Consider the following 25,390-nt stretch of genomic DNA (forward strand, 5'->3'; position numbering starts at 1 on the left):
AGCTACTTGTTCCCATCAAGCAAAGCCGTTCTTGGGTTCGCAGCTGCCGAGGCCAGATGTGCTAACCGAATCCCTCGACCGGATCGATCTCCGGATCCTGTCGCTTCTTCAAGATGATGCCCGCATCACGAATGCGGCCTTGGCCGAAAAGGTCGGCCTGTCGGCCTCGCCCTGCCTGCGCCGGGTGCGCCGGCTGGAACAGGCCGGTCTGATCACCGCCTACCGAGCGATTCTCGACCGGCTGTCGGCCGGCTTTGGGCTCACGGTGTTCGTGGAGATCAAGGTCGGGCGCCAGGGTCGCGAGGCAATGGCCATCCTGGAAACGACGCTTTCCGAAATTCCTGAGGTCACCGCCTGCCACATGGTCTCCGGGCACGCCGACTTCCTGCTGGAGATCGTCGTCGAAAACCTTGCCGCCTACGAGCGGCTGCTGACGGAGCGGCTGTTGAGCCAGACGGCGATCCAGGACGTGCGATCCAATTTCGCCATCCGCACGAGCAAGGCAAACGGCCCGCTTCCGCTGACCAATCTGCTCAAGTAGGCCGAGCCGACAATTCCTCTGCCGGGCACCCGTTCGGACCGCAGGCGATGTCCCGGTCGTGCCGATCGCAAAGAACCAGGCGGAAAGCAGACAGAACCGGTCTCCCGAAGCGTTGATAAAACAGCTTCGGGATTATGCAGCCGCGTCCGGTTCGGTTCAACCGGACGGACAACCGCTTCGCACTTTTGGCTTTGCTCTATTCGCCCCGCAAAGTCGAACGGAAAACCGCTTCCCACTTTTCCTGGCTTTGCTCTATTCGCCTCGCAAAGCCGAACGGAAAACCGCTTCCCACTTTTCCTGGCTTTGCTTAGGCCGCCGTCAGCTTCTGCAGCACTTCGTCGGAGACTTCGAAGTTGGAGAACACGGCCTGGACGTCGTCATCGTCCTCCAGAACGGAAATCAGCTTCATCAGCGTCTCCGCCTTGTCTTCGTCGACCGGCGACATGGTCTGCGGCCGCCAAACCGCCTTTACCGAGGTCGCTTCGCCAAGCTGCGACTGCAGCGCGGTGGAAACCTCGCCGAGATCCTCGAACGTGCACAGGATTACGTGGCCGTTTTCATCCGACTGGACGTCTTCGGCACCGGCCTCGATCGCCGCTTCCATGACGGCTTCGGCGTCGCCGGCATCGGCGGAGTAGATGATCTCGCCCATATGGTCGAACATGAAGGCGACCGAGCCGGTTTCGCCCAGCGCTCCACCGTGTTTGGAAAACGCGGCGCGCACGTTCGAAGCGGTGCGGTTGCGGTTGTCCGTCAGCGCCTCGACGAGCACGGCAACGCCGGCCGGACCGTAGCCCTCGTAGCGTACCGTCTCGTAGTTCTCGCTATCGCCACCGGCGGCCTTCTTGATGGCACGCTCGATGTTGTCCTTCGGCATGTTTTCCGCGCGCGCGTTCTGGATCGCCAGCCGAAGCCGCGGGTTAGCCTCCGGATCGGGCTGACCGGTCTTGGCGGCCACGGTGATTTCGCGCGCGAGCTTGGAGAAAACCTTGGAGCGCTTCGCATCCTGAGCGCCCTTGCGATACATGATATTCTTAAACTGGGAATGTCCGGCCATCGTCCAACCGTTCGTATTCTTCGACTGCGTCCGTATGATGTAACGAACTGCAATACGCAAATCCGGCGCATGCTGCAACGCGCAGGGGCCGCCGGGATCTCTGTCCGCCCCCTTTTCTCGCCACACCGATTTGGCCATAGCCAACCACTTTATCCAGCGTGCGCTTAAAGTCTGCAGCCGTCAAATCATCGATATTTAAGATGCGTTACGCCATAAAAAATCGCTTTTCGCGATCGATCTAGTGTTTCAGCTTGGCCGCGCCCTGGCATCGCCGAGACACTGCGCACACCATCCGCGCATCCGGTCTGGCGTCGCCTTCAGATCGGAGACGGATATGACCAATCTGACACCTGAGAACACCCTGGTCGCCGGCCATCGCATCGCCTACGGGATCGAAGGAAGTGGCGAGCCTATCGTCCTCCTCCACGGCACGCCGGCCTTTTCCCATATCTGGCGCAATGTGGCGCCCCGCCTGGTGACCGCCAATCGGCGCGTCTACCTTTACGACTTGCTCGGCTTCGGGCGCTCGGAACGCCCGGCCGATCCCCAGGTCGACACCTCGGTTACGGCGCAGCTTCCGATCCTTCTCGACCTCTTCGACCAATGGGGGCTCGATCGCGCCCATATCGTCGCTCACGATATCGGCGGCGCGATCGCGCAGCGGCTCGCCGTCTTTCACCCCGAGCGGATCATCTCGCTGACACTGATTGACGCCGTGTCGTTCGATAGCTGGCCCTCGCCGCGCACCCGGCAGCAAATCGCCGCCGGCCTCGACGCCCTGATTTCTGCCTCAGACGCCGACCATCGTGCCCACACGAGAAGCTGGTTGGAAACGGCCATCACGAATCCGGATCGGCTGACGGACGGAACCGTGGACGCCTACCTGGAAATGATCGCCGGTCCCGTCGGTCAAGCAAGCCTCTACCAGCATCAGATCGCCCATTATGATGCCAAGCATACGATGGACACAGGCGCTCGGCTGGGGGAACTGGCAACGATGCCCGTACAGATCCTATGGGGCGAAAACGACGCGTGGCAAGACGTCGCCTGGGCCCACAAGCTTCACGGCGCGATCCCCGGCTCCTCGCTCAAAGTGATCGAGGGAGGCGGCCACTTCGTCATGGAAAGCCATGCGGACCGGCTCGTGGACGAGATCCTGGCATTCACCAGCACCCATCCTGGTTGAAAGGTCGGATGTGGTCGCGAAAATTCCAAAGAGCGTGTAGGCACACGCGGCGTTCCGTTCTACTCATGTTCCATGAACGCTCATCCGATTCGCATCCTCGGCATCGACCCCGGCCTGCGGCGTACCGGCTGGGGCGCAATCGCCTGTGAAGGCAATTCCGTTCGCTTTTTGGGTGCTGGATCCGTAACCTCGGACGGCAGCCAGAGCCTTGCCGTGCGGCTAACGTCGATTCATCGCGGTCTAGCCGATGTCGTGCGCGATCTCGATCCGCACGAGGCCGCCGTGGAGCAGACCTTCGTAAACCGCGATGCCGCCGCGACCCTGAAGCTGGGTCAGGCGCGCGGCGTCGCGCTCCTCGCGCCGGCCCAAACCGGGATTCCGGTGTCGGAATACGCACCCAACCAGGTCAAGAAGACGATCATCGGGGTCGGTCACGGCGATAAAAAACAGATCCGGATGATGGTGAAGGTGCTTCTGCCGAAGGCGGAGTTCGACAGCGACGATGCCGCCGATGCGCTCGCGATTGCGCTCTGCCACGCCCAGCACCGCGAAGCCCGCGCCATGGCGGCCCGCTTTGCCGAGGCGGTCAAATGATCGGCCGTCTGAAGGGCGTGGTCGAAGCGATTGGCGAGGAAGCCGTGATCGTCGACGTGCACGGTGTCGGCTACGAGGTCTACTGCCCCGCCCGCGTGCTGGCGGGTATGCCGCAGACCGGCCATGCCGTTACATTGACGATCGAGACCGTTGTCCGCGAAGACATGATCCGGCTCTACGGTTTCGCCAGCGAGACCGAACGCCAGTGGTTTCGTATCTTGCAGACGGTGCAAGGGGTTGGTGCCAAGGTGGCGCTTGCCATTCTTGGCGTGCTGTCCGGCGAAGAGTTGACCGAAGCGATTGCGCTGGAGGATGGAAAGACCATCACCCGGGCGCCCGGAGTCGGCAAGCGCGTCGCCGATCGGTTGATTTCCGAGTTGAAAGATAAGGTTGGCAGCGTGCTGGCGAGCGGCGGCGACCAGACATTCGCCATTCCCGTCACGCGCGCGTCGGGAGATCCGGTCGTCTCCGATGCGGTTTCGGCGCTGGTCAATCTCGGCTATGCGGAAGCGGAAGTCCGCAAGGCCGTCGCCCGCGGCCGCGACGACGGCCTTGAAACGACCGCCGACCTGATCCGCGCCGGGCTGAAGATCCTATCTGACCGCTAGCGGCGGACAACAGATCAGAGCTCAGTTGAGGTTTGCCCACTAACGCTCTGATTTGATTTAACTCTGAGGGTAGCGCACCTGAATCTCTTCGGAGCTGCGCGAAGACGAACGGCTGCGATGAGCGAGCGACTGATATCGGCTGAAGAGCGAGAGGACGACGTCGAAGCGCCGCTGCGCCCGCAACGGCTGTCGGATTTCGTCGGCCAGGCGGCCGCACGCGCCAACCTCGAAGTCTTCGTCAAGGCGGCCGCTACGCGCAACGAAGCGCTCGACCATGTGCTCCTGGTCGGTCCGCCGGGCCTGGGCAAAACCACTCTTGCCCAGATCGTCGCGCGCGAACTGTCCGTCAATTTCCGGGCGACATCGGGCCCGGTGATTGCCAAGGCGGGTGATCTCGCCGCCCTCCTCACCAATCTGGGCGAGCGCGACGTTCTGTTCATCGACGAAATCCACCGGTTGTCGCCTGCCGTGGAGGAAATCCTCTATCCCGCGATGGAGGACTTCCAGCTCGATCTGATCATCGGCGAAGGTCCCGCCGCCCGCTCCGTGCGGATCGATCTGGCGAAGTTCACGTTGGTGGGCGCCACCACAAGGCTCGGCCTTCTGACGACGCCGCTGCGCGATCGGTTCGGCATTCCGCTGCGGTTGGAGTTTTATTCCGTTGATGAACTCACCGGCATCGTCAGCCGGGGCGCCGGGTTGATGGGAATGGCGATCACCCAGGAAGGCGCGGTCGAAATCGCCCGCCGTGCCCGCGGGACACCACGCATCGCGGGGCGCCTCTTACGCCGGGTGCGCGATTTCGCGATCGTAGCCGGTTTGGACACCATCGATCGTGATCTGGCCGACAAGTCGCTAACCCGGCTGGATGTGGATTCCGCCGGCCTCGACGCCCTCGATCGACGCTATATGCGCGTCATTGCCGAAAGTTTTTCAGGCGGCCCGGTCGGGATCGAGACGATCGCGGCGGCGCTGTCGGAGCCGCGCGATGCGATCGAGGATATCGTCGAGCCCTACCTGATCCAGAACGGCTTCGTTCAGCGCACACCACGTGGCCGAATGATGACTCCTGCCGCCTACGGCCATCTCGGGCTCGCCCCGCCGGCCAAGCTGCCCTCGGAACAGTTCGGCCTGTTCGGATCCGACGAAAGCTGATTGCCTGCGCTCGAAACCGCTGGCGCATGCCCAAAGCGCCCTAACCGGCTGGTCGCCCTTTCGGTTCCGCACCGCTGAGAAAAAATCCGAACCTTCCGGTCATTTCTTCGTTCTCAATGTGTAAGAAACGTGGTGACGGGCTGGGCCAGCTCTCCCAAACCCCAATTTTTGAGCCAATCAGTCTAGCGAGCCCGCTTCCCACACTCTGAACCGGAGAGGAAGAAGATGGCATCGACACGGGACTATTTTCGAGAACACACGAACCCGCCCGTTTTTCTTATATCGGCGGTGCTGATTCTTGCCTTCGTCGGCTGGGGTGTGGTCGCGCCGGGAAATCTCGGCTCGGTCGCAAGCGGCGTTAAAGCCTGGATCTCAACCTATTTCGGTTGGTGGTACATGCTCGTGGTCACCGGCTTTTTGATTTTCGCGCTTGTGCTGATGGTCACGCCGTACGGCTCGATCAAGCTCGGCAAGGCGGAGGAAGAGCCCGAATGGGGCACGTTCGGCTGGTTCGCCATGCTGTTCACAGCCGGGATGGGCATTGGCTTGGTCTACTACGGCGTTGCCGAGCCGATCTCGCACTATGCCGCACCGCCGACAGCCGACCCGGAGACCGCCGCAGCGGCCCGCGAAGCGATGAACATCACGTTTTTCCATTGGGGGCTGCACGCCTGGGCCGTCTATATCGTGATCGGCCTCTCGCTCGGCTATTTTTGCTTCCGCTACGACCTGCCTCTTCGTCCGGCATCTGCGTTCTATCCCCTGATTGGCGACAAGATTTACGGCTGGGTGGGAAACCTGGTCGACATCCTGGCGGTGTTCGGGACGCTGTTCGGCTTGGCAACGTCGCTCGGCCTCGGCGCGACGCAGATATCGGCGGGGCTAGCGACGGTCTTCGGCACGCCCGACAACGCCACCGTTCAGGTTCTGATCATCGCAGCCGTGACCGCAGTCGCCGTGACCTCCGTCATGGCGGGACTCGACAAGGGCGTGCGGCGGCTTTCGGTGGTCAATCTCTGGCTGGCCGTCATCCTTGCCGCGGCCGTATTCCTCGCCGGTCCGACCCTTTTCATTCTCCAGTTCATGGTCGGCAGCACTGGCCATTATCTGCAGCACCTGCCGGAGACGAGCCTGCGCATGTTCGTCTTCAACCAGGAGGCGTCCGACTGGCTGTCGGCCTGGACACTGTTCTATTGGGGCTGGTGGATCGCCTGGTCGCCGTTCGTCGGCATGTTCATTGCCCGGATTTCGCGCGGTCGCACGATTCGGCAGTTCATTGCCGGCTGCCTGCTCGCCCCGACCGGCGCCTCGATCGTCTGGTTCACCGTGTTCGGCGGATCGGCGCTGGACTTCATCCGCAACGGCAAAGGCTCCGAGGCGCTGATGAACGCCGGCACCAACGATGCTCTGTTCGTGCTCCTGGAGCAGTTACAGCTTGCGGCTCCGTTCGTCACCGTCCTCGCCGTCCTGGGCATCGTCGTGGTTGCGATCTTCTTTGCCACCTCGTCGGACTCGGGTTCGTTGGTGGTGGACATGCTGACCAATGGCGGCGACCCGCACCCGATCTGGCAGCAACGCCTGTTCTGGGCGCTCCTGGAAGGCATCGTTGCGGCCGTGTTGCTGATCGCCGGCTCCGTCACGGGCGGTGATCCCTTAAGCGCTCTGCAGACGGCTTCGATCACCTCGGGGCTGCCGTTCTCGATCGTGATCGCGCTGATGTGCTGGGGCCTGATCCGCCAACTCCGCTTCGAACGCGCCGGCATCCGCAAAGCGGCCGAAGCGGCCCGGCCGGCGCAATCCGGCGGCGCCTATCAGCCGGCACCCGCCGTTGGCCGGTCGAGCTGATCGATCCGCCCTGCATGTAGGCAAAAAAGCCCGCGCTCGTTGGAGCGCGGGCTTTCGTTCTGCAGCAATTTGAACTCGACGGCTTTACTCCGCCGCCTCGACCGGTTCGATCGGGCGGGGCTCCGGCTTGGTCCAACGCAACACCGGGTGGCGTGCGGCCCCCGTCTCGTCGAGCCGCCGGCGCGGCGCATGCCGGGGAGCCGCCTTGAAGCGCCCGGTGTCGCCGCGGGACGCGGCCATCGCGAGGTCTCGCAAGGTTGCGACGAACAGGTCGAGATTGGCCCGGCTTTCCGATTCCGTCGGCTCCACCAGCATTGCCCCATGGACCACCAGCGGAAAATACATGGTCATCGGATGGAAGCCCTCGTCGATCATCGCCTTGGCGAAATCGAGCGTGGTGACACCGGTTTCGTCCAGGAAGTCATCCTTGAACAGCACTTCGTGCATGGCCGGCCGCTCCGGATAGGCAACCGTCATGACGTCGCCGAGCCGTGCCTTCAGATAGTTCGCCGACAGCACCGCATCTTCCGCCGCCTGTCGCAAACCGTCGGCGCCGTGCGACATCATGTAGGAGAGTGCACGGACATACATGCCCATCTGGCCGTGGAAGGCGCACATGCGACCGAACGGCTTTGCGCCGTCCTCGGTGTCGGAGGCATGTTCCACCAGGACCGGCTTGCCGTCCTCCAGCCGTAGATACGGCAGCGGCGCGAACGGGGCCAGCCGCTCCGACAGCACCACCGGCCCTGCACCCGGACCGCCGCCGCCATGAGGCGTGGAGAAGGTCTTGTGCAGGTTGATATGCATGGCGTCGATGCCGAGATCGCCGGGCCGCACCTTGCCCATGATCGCGTTGAAGTTCGCGCCGTCACCATAGAAATAAGCGCCGACCGCATGCACGGCCTCGGCGATCTCCGCCACGTCGCGCTCGAACAGACCGCACGTGTTGGGATTTGTCAGCATGATCGCGGCCACATCGCTATCGAGCCGCGCCTTGACCGCCTCGACATCCACGGTGCCGTCCTCGCGGGCCGGAATCGCCTCGACCTTGTAGCCAAGAAGCGCCGCGGTGGCCGGATTGGTGCCGTGGGCCGATTCCGGGACCAGCACCTTCGAGCGGGTCTCGCCGCGCGCCGACAACGCTGCCTTGATCGCCATCATGCCGCAGAGCTCGCCGTGGGCGCCGGCCTTGGGCGACAGCGCGACTGCGGCCATGCCGGTCAGCTCCATGAGCCAGTGAGACAGTTCCGCCATCAGCGCAACGGCGCCCTCGGAGGTTTGCGCCGGCTGGAGAGGATGGACGTCGGCGAAGCCGGGGAGCCGCGCCATCTTCTCGTTGAGACGCGGATTGTGCTTCATCGTGCAGGAGCCCAGCGGATAGACGCCGAGATCGATCGCGTAGTTCTGCCGCGACAGGCGCACATAATGGCGCATGGTCTCCGGCTCGGTGAGGCCGGGCAGCGACAACGGCGCCCTGCGGGCATGCTTGCCGAGCCGAGGCGCAACCGCGGCCGGCTCCGGCAGGTCGACACCGGTCGCTTCGGTCCGTCCGATCTCGAAGATCAGCGGCTCTTCGATATCGAGCGCGGCATTGCCGGTGAAGGTGGACACGTCGTCGTTGGCCGAACGGGAGCTCTCTTCGGCCCGAGTGGGACGTCCGTTGGCGTTCATCATCTACAGGGCCTCCGAAAGAGCGGTGCAGAGCGCCTTGATGTCGTCATCGGAAACGCATTCGGTGACGGCAAGGATGAGGAGATCGTCAAACTCCGTGCCCGGCAGAAGTCGAGAAACCGGCACGCCGGCGAGAACGCCGTGCTCGGCCAGATCGTCGACCAGTGCCGCCGCATTGCGGTCGACCCGCAACGTGATCTCGTTGAAGAAGGTATCGGTCAGCACCTCCACGCCGCGCACGCTTTCGAGCCGTTCCACCAGCTTGACCGTCTGGGCGTGATTGACGGCGGCAAGCCGCATCAATCCCGTCCCGCCCAGCAGCGTCGCATGGATGGAAAAGGCCAGCGCGCACAGCCCGGAGTTGGTGCAGATGTTCGAGGTCGCCTTGTCGCGGCGGATATGCTGCTCGCGGGTGGAAAGCGTCAGCACGTAGCCGCGTTTGCCGTCGGCGTCGACGGTCTCGCCGCACAGGCGCCCCGGCATCTGGCGCAGGAATTTCTGCCGGGTCGCGAACAGGCCGACATAAGGACCGCCGAAGGTCAGCGGATTGCCGAGCGACTGGCCCTCGCCCACCACGATATCGGCGCCCTGGGCGCCGGGTGGCTCGATTGCGGCCAGCGCCACCACTTCCGTGAACACGGCGACCAGCAGCGCGCCTTTGGCATGCGCAGCTTCCGCCAACGGCTTCAGGTCGAGCAGATGGCCGAAGAAGCTCGGCGACTGCACCACGATGCAGGCCGTATCCTCGTCGATCTCGGCGGCAATATATTCGGTGCCGGCGGGGTCCGGCTCCATGCAGACAAGCTCGTCGTCGGCCATGCCGACCACCGTCTTGATGACGTCGCGATAATGCGGATGCACGCCGCCAGCGACGATCGCCTTGCGCCGCTTCGTGACCCGGTTCGCCATCAGGACCGCTTCGGCGGCAGCCGTCGACCCGTCGTACATGGAGGCGTTGGCGACCTCCATGCCGGTGAGCTCGGCCACCTGGGTCTGAAACTCAAACAGGACCTGCAGCGTCCCCTGGCTCACCTCCGGCTGATAGGGCGTATAGGAGGTGAGGAACTCGGACCGCTGGATCAGGTGATCGACGGTCGACGGTACATGGTGCTTGTAGGCACCGGCACCGACAAAGAACGGCACGGTGTCGGCCGGCACATTCTTCGCCGCCAGCCGCTTGAGCGCGGCCTCAACCGCAAGCTCGGAGCGGTGGCTGGGAAGATCCAAAGTGCCGTCGACCCGCTTGTCGGCGGGAATATCGACGAACAGGTCGTCGATGGCGCCAACACCGATCGCCGCCAGCATATCGGCGCGATCGGCATCGGTCAGGGGCAGATAGCGCATGGGCTTGCCCTCCTTGGGTTGTCAAAGGGAATGGCGCGAACGGCGGCTCAAAGCGTGTCGAGAAAGGTCTGGTAGCCGGTCTCATCCATGAGGTTGGCGACCTCCGCCTCGTCTTCGAACCGGATCTTGACGAACCAGCCGCCCTCTTCCGGTTCTTTGTTCACCATGTCCGGCGCGTCAGGCAGCGCGGTGTTGACCTCGATCACTTCGCCGGAGACCGGGGCATAGACCTCCGACGCCGCCTTGACCGATTCCACCACGGCGGCCTCGTCGCCTTTCGCCAGCGTTTTGCCCACCTCGGGCAGCTCCACGAACACCACATCGCCAAGCTGGATCTGTGCGTAGTTGGTGATGCCGACGGTCGCGACGTGGCCGTCGATATCGAGCCATTCGTGGTCCTGGGTGAAGCGTTTTACCATGGTGCGTAAACCTCTCATCTGGAAGGAGGGAAACGTGGGGAGGCCGTTTCCCGGTGCTGAAGTCTTGGCGTGCGTTATCGCTTGAAGCGATTTGCAACGAAGGGAAGCTTGGCGATTGCGGCCGGAAGCGTTTTGCCGCGAACCTCCAACTGCACCGGCGAGCCCGCTGCGTGGTGGCCATCGCGGACGTAGCCCATGGCAACAGGGGCCTGGATGCTCGGCCCAAAGCCGCCGGAGGTCACCTGACCGATATCCGCGCCGTCCTCGGCAAGGATGCGAGTTCCCTCGCGCGCCGGTGCCCGGCCTTGCGGACGCAGGCCCACGCGTCGCCGCGACGGGCCCTCCGCCAACTCGCGCAGGATCCGTTCGGCGCCCGGGAAACCGCCCTCACTGCGCCGCCGCTTGCCGATGGTCCAGGTCAGCCCGGCTTCGACCGGGCTCGTGGTCTCGTCGAGGTCGTGGCCATAGAGGCAGAGCCCGGCCTCCAGGCGGAGCGAATCGCGCGCACCCAGCCCGATCGGCTTGACCCGCTCGTCATCCACGAGCGCATCCCAGACCGCTCCAGCCTGGTCATTTGCCACGGAGATCTCGAAACCGTCCTCACCGGTATAGCCGGAGCGACTGATCTGGCAATCGATCCCATCGAAGCGAGCGGAACAGGCGCTCATAAAGGCGAGAGCGGCGGCTTCCGGCGCATGTGCGGCCATCACCGCTTCCGCGTCCGGCCCCTGCACCGCAATCAGCGCACGGTCGTCGTACATGTGGATGGAAACGCCGTCGGGAAGGTTCGCCGCCAAATGGGCGATATCGGCGTGTTTGCAGGCCGCGTTGACGACCAGCATCAGCGAGCCGTCGTCGGACGGATCCCACGGACGCGTGACCATGAGGTCGTCGCGGACGCCGCCGGCGTCGTTCAGAAGCAGGCTGTAGCGCATACGACCGGGCGCAAGTGCCTGGATCTCGCCCGGAATCAGCGTCTCGAGCGCCGCCGCGACGGCGGCGTGGTCACCCGACGGGCCGGTGATGACCGCCTGCCCCATATGCGAGACGTCGAACACGCCGGCACGGGTTCGGGTCCATGTGTGCTCGGCGATGATGCCCTCATACTGGACCGGCATCCGATAGCCGGCGAACGGCACCATGCGCGCGCCAAGCGTCTGATGGCGCTCAGCGAGCGGTGTTTCGAGAAGTGTCTGTTCGGTGGTTTCGCCCATAATCTCTCACGGTTTTCGACAAACGGAACACACGCGACAGGCCCTCTCGCGAGCCAATCGTGTGCCCCCTCTGTCGCAAAAACCTGAGAGATTTCCCGGCAGGACGCGCCGGTTACCCCTTCGGTGAGCCGATCCGCACGCGGGCCGGCTGCTTTCCAGAGAGTCGCTAGAGGCGTTGCGGTCCTTTTGCCTGAGAGTTTCCGGGGCGGTTGCTCCTTCGGCGCCGGCGCGATGGCCAGCCTCTCCCGCAACGTCTGAAACCAAAGCGGCAGCGCAAATTGCTTTGCAAGACCGCGGGTGCCGGGGCGCGACATCGTGCCCGACACGTGAGCGCGATTATGGTGAGGTCGCGCCCAATGTCAAATCGGGTTCGCCGAGATCAACGGCCCTTTTCGTCGAAACCCACAAGGATCGTCGCGCTGTCGGGATCGGCGACGACGATGTCGGACGCCACATAGGCCCAGTCCTTGGAGGGCTCGGCGTCGGTCAGATCCACACTGATCACGTGGAGCTTCGAATAGGTGATATTGTCGCCTTCGCGAACCGCGACGCGCAGCGGCAGCTTGATGGTGCCGGCAGCCCCCTTGGGGCCGGAAACGGCGCGGCCGGCAAGTCCGATCTTCACGCGCTTGCCATCACCCTCATCCTGGCATTCCCGCGCCGTCTTCTGCAGCGAAGCCTGGTAGCGCACCACCCCTTCCTCGAAGGCGTTGCCGCCGCTGGTGACCCGCAGCGTCTCGGTGTCAGGCAGCACCTCGATGCGCGGACAGGACGGCGTCTTGCGGTACTGTTCCAGATCGATGGTTGTGGGCTCGGCGGTGGTGCCGCGAAGGAATTGGCCGAACCCGCTGGAGGCGGACGGCGTAACGGCATCCGTGACGGAGCTGATGGAGGAGCACGCTCCGAGGCTCAACGCCAGGACCGGAGCCGAAAGTGCGGCCGCGCGTACCAACCGGCGGACAGGACGCATTGCGAGGTCTCCCCAATCGAAAATCGTAATGGCCGAGGGCTATAGCACCGCACCGGACGCAACGTGAATGGCCTCCGTCGACAGGCTTCCCGGCATCGGCCCGACGCCACAGTCTGCTACACTGCTTTCTCCATGAAAATGCGGCGAAAACCGTGTTGCGTTGCACGAGACGTCTCGACAAATCCAAGCCGGGTGTAAAGAGCAACGTTCTCGACCATGGTCTCATGGGTATAGAGCCGAACGATCCGCCTGCCTCGCTTGAGCGCTTCGTCCTCGACAAAGCCGATGAGATGGCGGCCCAGCCCGCGACCGTGCCGATCCGGCGCAACGGCCACATTGTCGAGCAGCAGCGCATTACTGTCTTCGAGCACGACCACGAGCCCAAGGATCGTTTCGCCTTCTTCCGCAACGAACAGGGCGCCACTTTCGATCAATGCGCCATAGTCGGCATCCATTGGGCCCGGCCGCTGACCCATTCGCGCGACATAGGGGCGATAGGCGGCATCGACGATGTTGTGGACGCGCGCCAGATCGGCCGGGACGGACGGTCGAATGACGACGCTGGGCGAAGCCAGGCCGGCTGCGCGGGGCGACACATCGAATTTGCGGGTTTCCGACATATAGTACCTCAAGCCCGCCCCCTTTTACAGGATGTCCAAATCGCTGACACTTCAACTCGCGCCACGTGATAAATACGTGGTAGGTCCGGGCAAGGATCGGCCTTGCGGCCCGAAACCCAAACGACCGTTACGCGAGACAATCGGGATTGGCACCTGTGAGCGATCTGCCGCGACTTTCGATAAAGCTCTGCGCCCCGCGCGGATTCTGCGCCGGCGTGGACCGGGCGATCCAGATCGTCGAGCTGGCGCTGGAGCGGTTCGGGCCGCCGGTCTATGTGCGCCACGAGATCGTTCACAATAAATTCGTGGTCGATTCGCTGAGGGCCAAAGGCGCCGTCTTTGTCGAGGAGCTTTCGGAAATCCCCGCGACCGATGCACCGGTGGTGTTCTCTGCCCACGGCGTTGCGAAATCGGTGCCGGCGGAGGCGTCCTCGCGCAACATGTTCTATCTCGACGCCACCTGCCCGCTCGTCTCCAAGGTCCACAAGGAGGCGCAGCTTCATTTCAAGCGCGGTCGAGAGGTCGTGCTGATCGGCCACGCGGGACATCCGGAGGTGGTCGGCACAATGGGCCAGCTCCCGGATGGCGCGATCTCGTTGGTAGAGACGGTGGACGACGTGGCGCACTTCACCCCGAATGACGAAAACGCCCTCGCCTGGGTCAGCCAGACGACGCTGTCGGTGGATGACACCCGTGCCATCGTCGAGGCCCTGACCGCGCGCTTTCCCGCAATCGTCGGCCCGCATAAGGACGACATCTGTTACGCGACCACCAATCGCCAGGAGGCGGTGAAGGCCGTGGCACCGGATGTCGACGCCATGATCGTGGTCGGCGCGCCGAACTCCTCCAACTCCCAGCGCCTGCGCGAGGTGGCAGAACGCGCCGGCTGTTCGAAGGCGGTGCTCCTGCAGCGTGCGCACGATATCGACTGGTCGATGTTCTCCGGGATCGAGCGGCTTGGCATCACCGCCGGTGCCTCCGCGCCGGAATCACTGGTGGAGGAGATCATCGCCGCATTTGCCGAGCATTTCCAAGTGACCGTGGAGACGGTGCGCACGGCAGATGAGACCATCGCGTTCAATCTGCCCCGAGAGCTCAGATCCGTGGCTGCCGAGTAACCAACCCGCGATGGCAGTCTATACGGAGGTTTCCGACGACGAGCTCTCCCGCTTCGTCGCCCAGTTCGATCTCGGCAACGTCTTGTCCTCCAAAGGCATCGCGGAGGGCGTGGAGAACACCAACTATCTGATCCGCACCGACCGCGGACCGTTCATCCTCACTCTCTACGAGAAACGGGTGGAGCGAGCCGATCTTCCCTTCTTCCTCGGTCTGATGCAGCACCTGTCCGTGCGCGGCGTGCCCTGCCCGACTCCGGTGGCCACAGTCGACGGGTCTCTGCTTGCCGAGCTCGCCGGCCGGCCGGCCGCAATCATCACGTTCCTGGAAGGCATGTGGCGCCGGCGGCCAGAGGCCTACCATTGCGCTGCCGTCGGACGGGCGCTCGCCGGAATGCATGCGGCCGCCGCTGACTTCGAGATGAAGCGGCCGAACACGCTCGGCGTCGATGCCTGGCGGCCGCTGTTCGCCCAATCCATCGACCGGGCGGAAGACGTGCTGCCGGGACTTGCCGAAGAGGTTGCCGACGCACTCGACCGGATCGAGGCGCTATGGCCGTCGAACCTGCCGACCGGCACGATCCATGCCGATCTTTTTCCCGACAACGTGTTTTTTCTCGGCCGGGAGTTGTCTGGCCTGATCGACTTCTATTTCGCCTGCACCGATGCGCTTGCCTACGATGTCGCGATCTGCCTCAACGCCTGGTGCTTCGAGCCGGACCTCTCCTTCAACGTCACCAAGGCGCGCGCCCTACTCTCCGGCTACTGCGAAGTTCGCCCTTTCACGCCTGTGGAATTCGAAGTTCTGCCGCTTCTGGCAGAAGGCGCGGCGATCCGCTTTCTGCTGACCCGGCTGCACGACTGGCTTCGGGTGCCGCCCGGCGCGCTCGTTACCCCGAAAGATCCGGTGGAATATCTCCGCCGCCTGCGCTTCCACCGCAAGGTGGCCTCCGCCAGCGACTACGGACTGGATCGATGACGGCGTCTTCAAACGATCTGGCGGATGAGCGCGTGGTGATCCATACCGACGGCGCCTGCAGCGGCAACCCCGGCCCGGGCGGCTGGGGCGCCGTCCTGGAGTGGCGCGGCCATCTACGCGAACTGAACGGCGGTGAGCGGGAAACGACCAACAACCGAATGGAGCTGACGGCCGCGATCGAAGCGCTGAAGGCGCTCAAGCGTCCGAGCGCCGTCGACATCTACACCGACTCCCAATATGTGCGCGGCGGCATCACCGGCTGGATCCACAACTGGCGTCGCAACGGCTGGCGCACCGCCGATCGCAAGCCCGTGAAGAACGCCGATCTCTGGCAGGCGCTTGACGAGCTGACCCGGCGTCACGACGTGAGCTGGCATTGGGTGCGCGGCCACGCCGGCGACGAACGCAACGAGCGTGCCGACGAGTTGGCACGGGCGGGCGTCGACGCGGTTCGCGCAGCAGCGGAAGAATAGGCCAGCCGGTCGCAACACCCGTGCTGGTGAATGTCCGGCACATCCCGTATCGACGGGAGAGCTTTCGCACGCTTGTGGGCGGCAGCCCAGAAATGGGCAAATTTTGGAGACAAACGCCTTGAAGCTGTTTCGCTCCAGTACCGCGACCCTGGGCGGCTCGACCGCCCGGCCGAGTTCGGCGCCGGCCCGCTCCATTGCCGCCAGCAGTCGGCGGATCCTGATTCTCGCCAACCCGACCGCAGGCGCTTACCGGCGGGTGGTGCTCGACGCCGTCACTCGGCGGCTGAGCGCAGCCGGCCATCGCGTGACCGTGGAGTTGACCCGACGTGCCGGCGACATTCGCGAGACCTGCACCACGCTCGGCGATCAGATCGACACCGTGGTGATTGCCGGCGGCGACGGCTCCATCAACGAAGCGCTCGCCGGTTTCCAACTCGCCCCAGATTCCCCCGCGCTAGCAGTCATCCCTTTCGGCACGGCCAACGTGCTTGCCTTGGAACTCAAGCTGCCGCGGCGCCCGAAATCGATCGCGGCGATGATCGACGCCGGTAGGACCGCGCCGCTCCACTACGGGCTCGCCAACGGCCATCCGTTCGTGCTGGTCGTTTCGGCCGGCTACGACGCCGGCGTGGTGCATGCGTTACCGACCCGTTTGAAACGCCGGTTCGGCAAGGCCGCCTATGCGATGATTGCGATCAAGCATCTGTTCGCGCGCCGCACGGCGGACCTCCGCGCCGAGATCGACGGCGAAGCGATGACCTTCCGGCTTGCCGCCGTCACCAATGTTTCGCGCTATGGCGGGCCGTTCGTGATCTGCCGGGAGGCGTCTCCGACCGAGCCGATGCTTCATTTCATCGGCCTGAAGCACGACGACCCGCTCGCCATCGCCCGCGCCGGTCTGGAGCTCGTGACGGGGCGCCTGGGCACCAGCGGCAGCCTGATCATCCGGCGCGCGGACCATGTCCGGCTGAGCTCGCTGGCCGCCGTTCCGTGCCAGATCGACGGCGACCGGTTCGCCACCACGCCCGTCACGATCGAACCGGGGCCGCGACCGATCCCGATCGTGGTGGGGTAGATCCCAAGGAAAAATGGGAACCGGTTTTCCGGCCGGGAATGAGCTGAGTGAAAAGCGGACGGGTCAGCAGTTTGCTCACGACCATCCCGCCGGAAATCCTGAACAAGACGCTCCTATTCCGCAGCTTGGGCTGCGGTATCCTGCAAGATACGGGTCGCGGCAGCCGGCGCCAAGGTACGGCCAAACAGATCGCCCTCCGCCATCTCTACGCCGAGCTGAAGCAGGTCGAGCGCATCGGTCTCCGATTCGACACCGGAAGCCAGCACCTGGAAACCGAGATCGTGGCCGAGGCCGACAAGCGAGCGTAAGAGCAGTGAACGGCGTCCTCCCGTGCTCGGTGCCCGCACATAGCGCGGATCGATCCGCAGCGTGTCGAGCGGCATACGCTCCAGATAGCCGAGCCAGGTGGAACCCGCCCCGAACCGATCGAAGGCGATCGAAGCACCGACATCGCGAAGCCTGTGCATGAGCTGGGCCGCAAACTCGGGATTGTGGGCGACCACATGCTCGCCAATCGCCAGCTTGAGCTGACCCGGATTGAGCTGGTTGCGCACAATCACCGCCTTGACGTCGTTGACGAGCTCGGAGCGGAACGGCCCGATAACCGGGATCGGCACAAAGATGAAATCCGGCGCGGCCGCCGCATTGGTCGACTGCCATTCGTTCAATTGCTGGGCCGCGCGCTCCAGGAGCGACAGAATCAGCGGAGTGGCGAGCTGTTCCCGATCTGCGAGCGGCAACAGGGTCGACCAGGTCAGCGGCCCCTGGATCGTATGCCGCCAGGTCGCCTCCACGCTGAAGCCGGCGATGCCCTTGTCCACCAACCGGACTACGGGGCGATAGGCGAGCTGAATCCCATCCTGCTGGATGGCGTGGCGGAGATCGACCGCGATCGATTTCCCCGTGACGGACAGCTTGCGCATCAAGGGATCGTAGATCTCACTGCGATCGCCGCCCAGGCGCTTGGCGCGCCGCATGGCAAGCTCGGCGTCCGACACGAGTTCGTCGCTCGCCCCGGTATCGTTGCGCAGTGCAGCCACACCGATCGACGCGGACAGGAAGATCTCCCGGTCGCCGAACTCGATCGCCGTACGGATCAGGCGGCGGGCATTGTCCATGAACGTCGAAAGATCGCTGCTGTCGGCATAAAGCAGGATCGCGAACGTGTCCCCGCCCAGCCGCGCGATGGTGTCGTGAGGTTTTAGGACGCGTGCCAGCCGACGCCCAATCGTCAGAAGCGCGGAATCGCCGACCGAAAGCCCGAATTGATCGTTGACCTCGGAAAAACGATCGACGTTGACGACCAGCACGAACAGGCGCGAGCGCGTGTCCTCGTCCGCCCAGCCCATCGCCATTTCCAGGCGATCGAGGAACAGCATCCGGTTCGGCAGACCGGTGAGATTGTCATAGACGGAATCGTGCAGAAGCCGCTCTTCGCGTGTCTTGCCCTCGGTAACATCCAGAAGCGTGCCGACGCAGCGGATCACCTCCCCGTCCGCCCCGATGACCGGACGCGCCCGCAGATGGAACCAGCGGAAATGGCCGTCGATGCCGCGCAGCCGGAAACGGTCGGAAATTCGTCCACGGCGTTGCTCCACCATGGTGTCGAGGGTGGCGCGAAAGCGATCGCGATCCTGGGGATGCAACAGGGCGAACCAGTCCTGCGGCGGCCCTTGAAGGGCACCGGCCTCGGCGCCGAGCCGCTCTTCCGCTTCCTTGCCGACCACGATGCGATCGCGGGCGACGTCCCAATCCCAGACGATGTCGCCGGAGCCGACCAGCGCTAGAGCGCTGCGTTCCACATCGCCGATCACTCCGTCGGCGATCGACCCGCCGGCAAAGGCGTGCTGCATCACCGTGAAGCCAATCAGGAGCACGATCAGCACCAGGCCGCCATCGAGCGCCGGCTGTACGATGTCGTTATCGACCCGGCCGGAAACTGCCAGCGCGGCACCGAAGAGCCAGACCAGAAGCAGGCTCCAGGTCGGTATCAGCATGATCGCACGATCGTAGCCGCGGAATGCCAGCAGGCCGACCAGGGCGAGCCCGGCAACGCTGAGCACGACCAGCGCAATGCGCGCGATGCCGGCGGCGATCGGCGGATCGGCGATCGCGATCCCGAGCACGCCCAAAAACAGCACCAGAATGCCCAGCATCGTGTGGCTGTAGCGCACATGCCAACGATTGAGATTCAGGTAGGCGTAGAGGAAGACGGCAAGCATCAACGCGATCAGCACCTCGCTCGCCGATCGGTAGATCCTGTCTTCAGTGGGCGCCACGCGCAGGATTTCGCCCCAAAAGTCGAAATCGACCATGACGTAGCCGAGCACGACCCAGGCGAGCGCCGCCGTCGCGGGAAACAGCACCGTCCCCTTAACCACGAACGCGATCGTCAAGAACAGCGCCAACAGGCCGGAAATGCCGAGAATGATGCCCTTGTAAAGCGTGTAGGCGTTGACGGAATCCTTATAAGCGTTCGGCTCCCACAGCCGGAGTTGCGGCAGGCGCGGCGAGGACAGCTCAGCCATGTAGGTGACCACGGCGCCCGGATCGAGCGTAATGCGGAAGACGTCAGCCTCCTGGCTCGCCTCCCGCTCCGGCGGGAAACCCTGGCTCGGCGTGATTGCGGCGATCCGCTCCGAGCCCAGATCCGGCCAGATCACGCCGGACCCGACCAGGCGGAAATGGGGCGCGACCAGAATCCGGTCGATCTGCTCGTCTGAGGGGTTGGCGAGCGCGAACACCGCCCAGTTGCGGTGGTCCTTCGACATCGCCCGCACCTCGATGCGGCGCACGATCCCGTCCGGACCCGGCGCTGTGGACACCTGAAGCCGATCTTCGACATCGAGATACATGTCGACATCGGGCAGGAGATTGATCACGGACGCATCGCGGGAGACCGGCACGGCTTCGAGCGCAAGAGCCGGCGAGGCGACGGTCGCGACGAAGAAAACCGCTAGGAGCCCCGCAACAATGCGATCCAACCGAAACACACACACTTCTCCGGTTTTTCCGGCCATCGTCCGGCCGTTTCGTTGACGTCGGTCGAGCCAACCGTCGGCAGGGCCTAAGCCTGCACGACGAGTTTGGGACCCGTGACGCTCTTTTCGCCCCTTAAATCACCCGCAACCAGCCCGTAGAGCAGGTGATCCTGCCAAAATCCATTAATGCACAAGTAGCTGCGCGCATACCCTTCGCGCCGAAACCCGACTTTTTCGAGGAGACGGATCGACGCTGTGTTGGTCGGCAGACAGGCCGCCTCCAACCGATGCAAATGCAGCGTCGCGAACACGAAGCTCACCGCCAGGCGCACGGCTTCCGTCATATAGCCACAGCCCGCATGCGCCTCCCCCATCCAGTAGCCGACGGAGCAGGATTGCGTCACACCGCGACGGACATGGGCGAGCGTCAACCCGCCCAGAAGCACGTGGTCGCTGTTGCGAAACAGGAAGAAGGCGTAACCATCGTCCTCCCGCATGTCGCGCTGATAGCGCCGCAACCTTCTTCGGAAAGCCAGCCTCGTCAGATCGTCCGCGGGCCAGGTCGGCTCCCAGGGGGTCAGAAAGGCCCGGCTCTCCGCACGCAGCCGCGCCCATGCGGGGTAGTCGGACCCTGTGGGCGGACGCAGATAGATCCGCTCGCCCTTCAGGACCGGTCCCCAGCCGTCGCTCGTGCCGTGCGAGAAGAAGCCCATGGCTCAGCCCGCACGCCGCAACCGATCTGTGGCCGATCCCGCACCCGCCATCCGCTCGGTGATCCACTCCGAAGACGGCACATGCGCCACGTCACCCACGGCGGCGATCGTCGGGGCCTTGCCGGCCAACATGCGCTCAGCGACGGCCCGCACCCTGTCCACGTCGACGGCATCGATCAGCGCGACCAGCTCGTCCGGCGATATCACGCGCCCCTGGGTCAGGAGATGGCGCGCCATCTGGCTTGCGCGCGCAGACGAGCGCTCCCGCGCCATCAAGAGGCCGGCGCGCAACTGGGCCCGCGCCCGACCAAGTTCCTCGTCTGTCACGTCGTCGATCACCCGGGCGACTTCGTCGACCACAACCGGCATCAACTCCGCGACATCCTCAGGACCGGTGGCGGCATGGATGCCGAACACACCGGTATCGGAGAAGCCCCAATGAAAAGCGTAGATGGAGTAGCAGAGGCCGCGCTGCTCGCGCACTTCCTGGAACAGCCGCGAGGACATACCGCCGCCCAACAGGGTCGCCAGCGCCTGAGCGGCGAAATAGTCAGTGTCGCGCATGCCGACGCCGGGAAAGCCCAGCACGATCTGGGTTTCCACCAGTTCGCGCGCTTCGATCAACGCACCACCGGAATAGGTGGCCGCCTCGACCTCCGGCGCGGGATCGGACGGCAGATCGCCGAAATGTTCGCGTGCGAGCGCGACGATCTCGTCATGCTCGACCGCACCGGCGGCGGAGAACACCATGTCGGGCGCACGGTACTGACGGGCCAGATATCCGCGCAAGGCATCCGCGCCGAACCCTTCCACGGTTTCCGGAGTGCCTAGGATCGGACGACCGATCGGCTGTCCGCGCCAGGCCGCCTGGGGAAACAGATCGAACAGATAGTCGTCCGGCGTATCGCGCGCAGCCCCGATTTCCTGCAGGATGACGTGCTTTTCGCGCGCCAGCTCCTCACTATCGAAGCTGGAGTTGCGCAGGATGTCACCCAGGATATCCACCATCAGCGGCACATCCTCCCGCAGGACCCGCGCATGATAGGCAGTGGTCTCCACGCTGGTCGCCGCATCGAGCTCACCGCCGACAGCCTCGATCTCTTCGGCGATTCGCCGCGCGCTGCGCCGACTGGTGCCCTTGAAGGCCATATGCTCCAGGAGATGGGAGATGCCGTGCTCGCTTTCGCGCTCCGAGCGCGACCCGCGGCCGACCCAGAGCCCCAGCGACACGCTTTCGACATGGCCCATCCGGTCGGTCACCACCGGCAGGCCATTGGCAAGTGTCGTGATCTCGACGCTCATTCAACCGTCTCCTTTCCAACCGCCCGTACCCGCTCCAAAACGAATGCCTCGACCGCGGATGTGTCCGCCGCAAGGCGTGTCATCCGCTCCGCTCGCGCGTCGAGGTCGGCCAGCGCGTCGGGCAGATGCGGCGTGACCCCGGTCGCCGCAGCCACGGCGTCGGGGAATTTCGCCGGATGGGCCGTCGACAGCGTCACCATCGGCACACCGTCGCGCGAATGGGTCTCGGCGACCGCCACCCCAACGGCCGTATGCGGGTCGATCACCAGATCGGTGGCGCGGTGGATCCGGCGGATGGTGGCGCGGGTCGCCTCTTCGTCCGTCGACCCGGCGGAAAATTCCGTCCGAATGGCGGCAAGCGGTGCGGCATCGATCTCGAAACCGCCCGCTTGTTTCAAGCGCCCCATCAACCCGGCGACCGCCGCGCCGTCGCGGTCGTAGGCCTCGAACAACAGACGCTCGAAATTGGACGACACCTGGATATCCATCGACGGGGAACTCGTCGGCGTGACGGAATCGGTGCGGTAGTCGCCGCCCGCGATCGCACGCGCCAGGATATCGTTGACATTTGTGGCAATCACCAGACGATCGATCGGCAGACCCATCCGCTTGGCCACGTAACCGGCGAAGATATCGCCGAAATTGCCGGTGGGTACGGTGAAGGACACCGGCCGTTCCGGCGCGCCGAGCGCGGTCGCAGCGGCGAAATAGTAGCCCACCTGCGCGACGATCCGAGCCCAGTTAATCGAGTTCACCCCGGTCAGCCCGACCGCCTCGCGGAAGCTTGTGTGGGCAAACATGTCTTTCACGATGGCCTGGCAGTCGTCGAACGTGCCGTCGATCGCGATGACGTGGACATTGTCGTCGGGCACCGTCGTCATCTGCCGACGCTGCACCGGCGAAACGCGGCCGTGTGGATAGAGAATGACGACGTCGACATTCTCCCGGCCCTTGAAGGCTTCGACGGCGGCAGCCCCGGTGTCGCCGGAAGTGGCACCCACGATGGTCGCGCGCCGTCCGGTCTCCGCCAGCCGCTGATCCACGAGCCGGGCGAGAAGCTGCATCGCCACGTCCTTGAAGGCCAGAGTCGGCCCATGGAACAGCTCCAAGAGGAAATGGTTCGGCGCGATCTGGGTGACCGGCGTCGTCGCCGGATGCCGGAAGGTCGCGGCCGCATCGGCGATCATGCCGGCAAGCGCCTCGCGAGCGATATCGTCACCGACGAATGGCGCAATCACGCGTTCTGCGATTTCGGCGTAGGGGCGGAACGCCAGGCCGGCGATCTCGTCGCGCGAAAGAGACGGCCATGCCTCGGGAACATAGAGGCCTCCATCGGCCGCGAGCCCCGCCATCAGGACGTCGGAAAACCCGAGCACCGGCGCTTCGCCGCGGGTGCTGACATATTTCACGCGGGCGTCCTCTCCTTTGGATCGCGTTGGTTTCCGGTCACGCACGACACCAAAACGCAATCGATTCTAACGCTTTAGAACGGCATGTAGGAGCAAGACTTGCACGTCCGCTCGCGACATTCCGCATCGAATACACGGTCGAGATCCGATCAACAGAGCCCCAAAATCCTAGACCATGTCGCGTTCGAATTGAATCAATTTGAACGGAAAGGACTTGCTCAAGCTATTGAATCCAGTGCCATTTCTTGTCGCATAGATGGTACCATCCGAGCGGAAAAGGCTCTAGCGATGGATCTCTCCGATCGGTCTTACCGATCCGACAGCCTAGTGCATTCCGGCCTGGGGGAAAATCGATGATTCGAAGGTCTCGTGGGCATGCAGCTTGGACGCACCCAAGCCCGTCTCGCGCGTTCTAGCCGCCTCGCCGTTGCCAGACAACCGGATCGCGCGAGCGACGGGCACCCGTCACGCGTTGCCAGCCTCGCCGGAGAGAAGCCGCGGATCGATGCCGATCTTCTGCAACGCGAGATCATATTTGCGTTCCAGGTCCGGGTCGAAAACGATCCCCGGATCCGCCGGGCAGGTCAGCCAGCCATTGCGCTGGATCTCCGTTTCCAACTGTCCGGGCGCCCAGCCGGCGTAGCCGAGCGCCAGAAGCGCATGCTTGGGACCCCTGCCTTCGGCCATCGCTTTCAGGATCTCGACCGTCGCCGTCAGGCAGATGTCGCTATCTATCGCCAACGTGGAATCGTTGATGAAGTAGTCGCCGGAGTGCAACACGAACCCGCGCCCGGTCTCCACCGGCCCGCCTTTGTGGACGGTGAGCGGCTGGCTCTCGTCTGGAAGCTGGATCAATTCGCCTTCCGGCAGAATATCGAGCTGCGCCAAAAGATCGGAGAAGGTGACCTCGTCGGCCGGCTGATTAAGCACGATTCCCATCGCGCCCTCCGCCGAGTGGGCGCAGAGATAAATTACGGACCGCTCGAACCGGCTGTCCCCCATGCTCGGCATGGCGATCAGAATCTGCCCTTCCAGATAGCCGTCGTTGTTCGTGCCGCTCATCGCTTCGCCTGTCCCGGATCATACTGGTTACATTGGGACGGGTCCGACAAGGTCGCCGGAGCCCGTCCGAACCATCAAGGTAGTGCGGACAACGGCAATTGTTAACGGGCGCAGGCCAGATCGCGACGGCGCAGCCATGACCGCGCGATAAAGGTTGGGCATCGACCGATGCCTGCCGAGCCGCTACATCACGATCATTCGACCCCAGCCATGGAGACGAGCAAGTGGCGATCCAACCCGGCGAAAAGCTTCCGAACGCAACCTTTACCACCATGGGATCCGACGGCCCTGCCCCGATCACCTCCGACGAGGTCTTCAAGGGCAAAAAAGTCGTGCTGTTCGCGGTCCCCGGCGCCTTCACGCCGACCTGCCACCGCAACCACCTGCCCGGCTTTTTGGAGAATATCGACATCTTCAAAGAGAAGGGCGTCGACACCGTCGCCGTGGTTTCCGTCAACGACGTCTTCGTGATGAACGCCTGGGCCGAGGCGACCGGAGCCAAGGACAAGATCCTGTTCCTGGCGGATGGTTCCGCCGAGTTCACCAAGGCGCTCGGCCTGGAAATGGACGCCTCCGGATTCGGCATGGGCGTGCGCTCTCAGCGCTATGCCATGATTGTGGACGACGGTACGGTCACCACCCTCAAGATCGAGGATTCTCCGGGCCAGGCCGTCACCTCCGGCGCATCGTCGATCCTCGAAGCGCTCTGAGGCGCGTCGCCGACGGCTTCCGGCGCGGCGCACGTGCCGGAAGCCTTTCGCCGAAAAGCAAGCACTGCTAGAAGGCGCGCATGCGCAGCACGTTCGACATCTTGATTGAACAACGGCGAATTAGCGGCCCGGCCGCCGTGTGAGATCCGATCCGCGGCGGACCGGGTATTTCGGCCTGCGTCCGCGTCTTTGAGCTTACGCGCCCGCGTGCCGAGGAGAGTCGTTCCGCTTTTCACGGACTTGCCGAGCGACTCCAAGCATTCGTTTTAGCGCGTTTCCGGTCGGCGAACCGGTTCCCATTTTCGCCCGGAAGCGCTCTAGGCCATGGACTCATAAATGCGAATGTT

Annotated in this window: 23 protein-coding genes and 1 riboswitch; of the genes, 11 read left to right on the top strand and 12 right to left on the bottom strand. The window is 64.1% G+C overall.

Annotated features, from left to right (window positions below; genetic code table 11):
* The first annotated feature begins 58 nt into the window (after positions 1-58).
* Positions 59-541, top strand: a complete 483-nt coding sequence (locus HNS03_RS14210) for an Lrp/AsnC family transcriptional regulator (RefSeq protein WP_367196161.1) — start codon at positions 59-61, stop codon at positions 539-541.
* A 307-nt stretch (positions 542-848) separates the two neighbouring features.
* Here the strand turns inward: HNS03_RS14210 and HNS03_RS14215 are convergent, their stop codons facing one another.
* Positions 849-1,598 (bottom strand): YebC/PmpR family DNA-binding transcriptional regulator, encoded by a 750-nt coding sequence (locus tag HNS03_RS14215; protein WP_367196162.1) that lies wholly within the window; start codon positions 1,596-1,598, stop codon positions 849-851.
* A gap of 334 nt (positions 1,599-1,932) precedes the next feature.
* Between HNS03_RS14215 and HNS03_RS14220 the strand changes: the two genes are divergently transcribed.
* The 5 genes from HNS03_RS14220 to HNS03_RS14240 all read left to right on the top strand — a co-directional run bounded on the left by HNS03_RS14220 (position 1,933) and on the right by HNS03_RS14240 (position 6,986).
* The gene (locus HNS03_RS14220; RefSeq protein WP_367196163.1) at positions 1,933-2,784 is read left to right on the top strand and encodes an alpha/beta fold hydrolase; all 852 of its coding nucleotides are present in this window, start codon (positions 1,933-1,935) and stop codon (positions 2,782-2,784) included.
* 72 nt (positions 2,785-2,856) lie between these two features.
* The gene (gene ruvC / locus HNS03_RS14225) at positions 2,857-3,378 is read left to right on the top strand and encodes a crossover junction endodeoxyribonuclease RuvC (protein ID WP_367196164.1); all 522 of its coding nucleotides are present in this window, start codon (positions 2,857-2,859) and stop codon (positions 3,376-3,378) included.
* Positions 3,375-3,986, top strand: a complete 612-nt coding sequence (gene ruvA, locus HNS03_RS14230; RefSeq protein WP_367196165.1) for a Holliday junction branch migration protein RuvA — start codon at positions 3,375-3,377, stop codon at positions 3,984-3,986. The genes ruvC and ruvA overlap by 4 nt, the downstream gene beginning before the upstream one ends.
* Before the next feature lie 117 nt (positions 3,987-4,103).
* Positions 4,104-5,141 carry a Holliday junction branch migration DNA helicase RuvB gene (gene ruvB, locus HNS03_RS14235; RefSeq protein ID WP_367196166.1) on the top strand — a complete coding sequence of 346 codons (1,038 nt, stop codon included), beginning with the start codon at positions 4,104-4,106 and terminating at the stop codon, positions 5,139-5,141.
* 225 nt (positions 5,142-5,366) lie between these two features.
* Positions 5,367-6,986 carry a BCCT family transporter gene (locus HNS03_RS14240; protein ID WP_367196167.1) on the top strand — a complete coding sequence of 540 codons (1,620 nt, stop codon included), beginning with the start codon at positions 5,367-5,369 and terminating at the stop codon, positions 6,984-6,986.
* An 84-nt stretch (positions 6,987-7,070) separates the two neighbouring features.
* On the opposite strand, the gene gcvPB is transcribed toward HNS03_RS14240, so the two are convergent.
* The 6 genes from gcvPB to HNS03_RS14270 all read right to left on the bottom strand — a co-directional run bounded on the left by gcvPB (position 7,071) and on the right by HNS03_RS14270 (position 13,236).
* The gene (gene gcvPB / locus HNS03_RS14245) at positions 7,071-8,660 is read right to left on the bottom strand and encodes an aminomethyl-transferring glycine dehydrogenase subunit GcvPB (protein ID WP_367196168.1); all 1,590 of its coding nucleotides are present in this window, start codon (positions 8,658-8,660) and stop codon (positions 7,071-7,073) included.
* Positions 8,661-10,001, bottom strand: a complete 1,341-nt coding sequence (gene gcvPA / locus HNS03_RS14250; protein ID WP_367196169.1) for an aminomethyl-transferring glycine dehydrogenase subunit GcvPA — start codon at positions 9,999-10,001, stop codon at positions 8,661-8,663. It abuts the gene before it with no gap.
* Between the two features lie 47 nt (positions 10,002-10,048).
* On the bottom strand, positions 10,049-10,420 hold the full coding sequence (gene gcvH / locus HNS03_RS14255; RefSeq protein ID WP_367196170.1) for a glycine cleavage system protein GcvH: 372 nt from the start codon (positions 10,418-10,420) through the stop codon (positions 10,049-10,051).
* Between the two features lie 74 nt (positions 10,421-10,494).
* Positions 10,495-11,634, bottom strand: a complete 1,140-nt coding sequence (gcvT, locus tag HNS03_RS14260) for a glycine cleavage system aminomethyltransferase GcvT (RefSeq protein WP_367196171.1) — start codon at positions 11,632-11,634, stop codon at positions 10,495-10,497.
* A 168-nt stretch (positions 11,635-11,802) separates the two neighbouring features.
* A riboswitch (glycine riboswitch) is annotated at positions 11,803-11,892 on the bottom strand.
* A gap of 121 nt (positions 11,893-12,013) precedes the next feature.
* The gene (locus HNS03_RS14265) at positions 12,014-12,604 is read right to left on the bottom strand and encodes a hypothetical protein (RefSeq protein ID WP_367196172.1); all 591 of its coding nucleotides are present in this window, start codon (positions 12,602-12,604) and stop codon (positions 12,014-12,016) included.
* A gap of 116 nt (positions 12,605-12,720) precedes the next feature.
* Entirely contained in the window at positions 12,721-13,236 is a 516-nt protein-coding gene (locus tag HNS03_RS14270; RefSeq protein ID WP_367196173.1) for a GNAT family N-acetyltransferase, read from the bottom strand.
* Positions 13,237-13,379: 143 nt separating this feature from the next.
* On the opposite strand from HNS03_RS14270, the gene ispH reads away from it, so the two are divergent.
* From ispH to HNS03_RS14290, 4 genes are all read left to right on the top strand, one after another.
* Positions 13,380-14,342 (top strand): 4-hydroxy-3-methylbut-2-enyl diphosphate reductase, encoded by a 963-nt coding sequence (gene ispH, locus HNS03_RS14275; RefSeq protein ID WP_367196174.1) that lies wholly within the window; start codon positions 13,380-13,382, stop codon positions 14,340-14,342.
* 10 nt (positions 14,343-14,352) lie between these two features.
* Positions 14,353-15,318, top strand: a complete 966-nt coding sequence (locus HNS03_RS14280; protein WP_367196175.1) for a homoserine kinase — start codon at positions 14,353-14,355, stop codon at positions 15,316-15,318.
* Entirely contained in the window at positions 15,315-15,791 is a 477-nt protein-coding gene (gene rnhA, locus HNS03_RS14285) for a ribonuclease HI (RefSeq protein WP_367196176.1), read from the top strand. The genes HNS03_RS14280 and rnhA overlap by 4 nt, the downstream gene beginning before the upstream one ends.
* A 118-nt stretch (positions 15,792-15,909) precedes the next feature.
* Positions 15,910-16,866 carry a diacylglycerol kinase family protein gene (locus HNS03_RS14290; RefSeq protein ID WP_367196177.1) on the top strand — a complete coding sequence of 319 codons (957 nt, stop codon included), beginning with the start codon at positions 15,910-15,912 and terminating at the stop codon, positions 16,864-16,866.
* 113 nt (positions 16,867-16,979) lie between these two features.
* Here the strand turns inward: HNS03_RS14290 and HNS03_RS14295 are convergent, their stop codons facing one another.
* The 5 genes from HNS03_RS14295 to HNS03_RS14315 form a co-directional block, all read right to left on the bottom strand.
* Positions 16,980-19,886 carry an EAL domain-containing protein gene (locus HNS03_RS14295; RefSeq protein WP_367196178.1) on the bottom strand — a complete coding sequence of 969 codons (2,907 nt, stop codon included), beginning with the start codon at positions 19,884-19,886 and terminating at the stop codon, positions 16,980-16,982.
* A 47-nt stretch (positions 19,887-19,933) separates the two neighbouring features.
* Entirely contained in the window at positions 19,934-20,560 is a 627-nt protein-coding gene (locus HNS03_RS14300; protein ID WP_367196179.1) for a GNAT family N-acetyltransferase, read from the bottom strand.
* Between the two features lie 3 nt (positions 20,561-20,563).
* Positions 20,564-21,862: a M16 family metallopeptidase gene (locus HNS03_RS14305; protein ID WP_367196180.1), complete on the bottom strand. Its 1,299-nt coding sequence runs from the start codon at positions 21,860-21,862 to the stop codon at positions 20,564-20,566.
* Entirely contained in the window at positions 21,859-23,271 is a 1,413-nt protein-coding gene (thrC, locus tag HNS03_RS14310; RefSeq protein WP_367196181.1) for a threonine synthase, read from the bottom strand. Before thrC ends, HNS03_RS14305 begins: the two co-directional genes overlap by 4 nt.
* Before the next feature lie 465 nt (positions 23,272-23,736).
* Positions 23,737-24,333 carry a YqgE/AlgH family protein gene (locus HNS03_RS14315; protein WP_367196182.1) on the bottom strand — a complete coding sequence of 199 codons (597 nt, stop codon included), beginning with the start codon at positions 24,331-24,333 and terminating at the stop codon, positions 23,737-23,739.
* A gap of 224 nt (positions 24,334-24,557) precedes the next feature.
* Between HNS03_RS14315 and HNS03_RS14320 the strand changes: the two genes are divergently transcribed.
* Positions 24,558-25,043 carry a peroxiredoxin gene (locus tag HNS03_RS14320; RefSeq protein ID WP_367196183.1) on the top strand — a complete coding sequence of 162 codons (486 nt, stop codon included), beginning with the start codon at positions 24,558-24,560 and terminating at the stop codon, positions 25,041-25,043.
* Positions 25,044-25,390: the final 347 nt, after the last annotated feature.

Origin of the sequence: Amorphus sp. 3PC139-8, assembly GCF_040750475.1 — a bacterium.
Lineage (GTDB): Bacteria > Pseudomonadota > Alphaproteobacteria > Rhizobiales > Amorphaceae > Amorphus.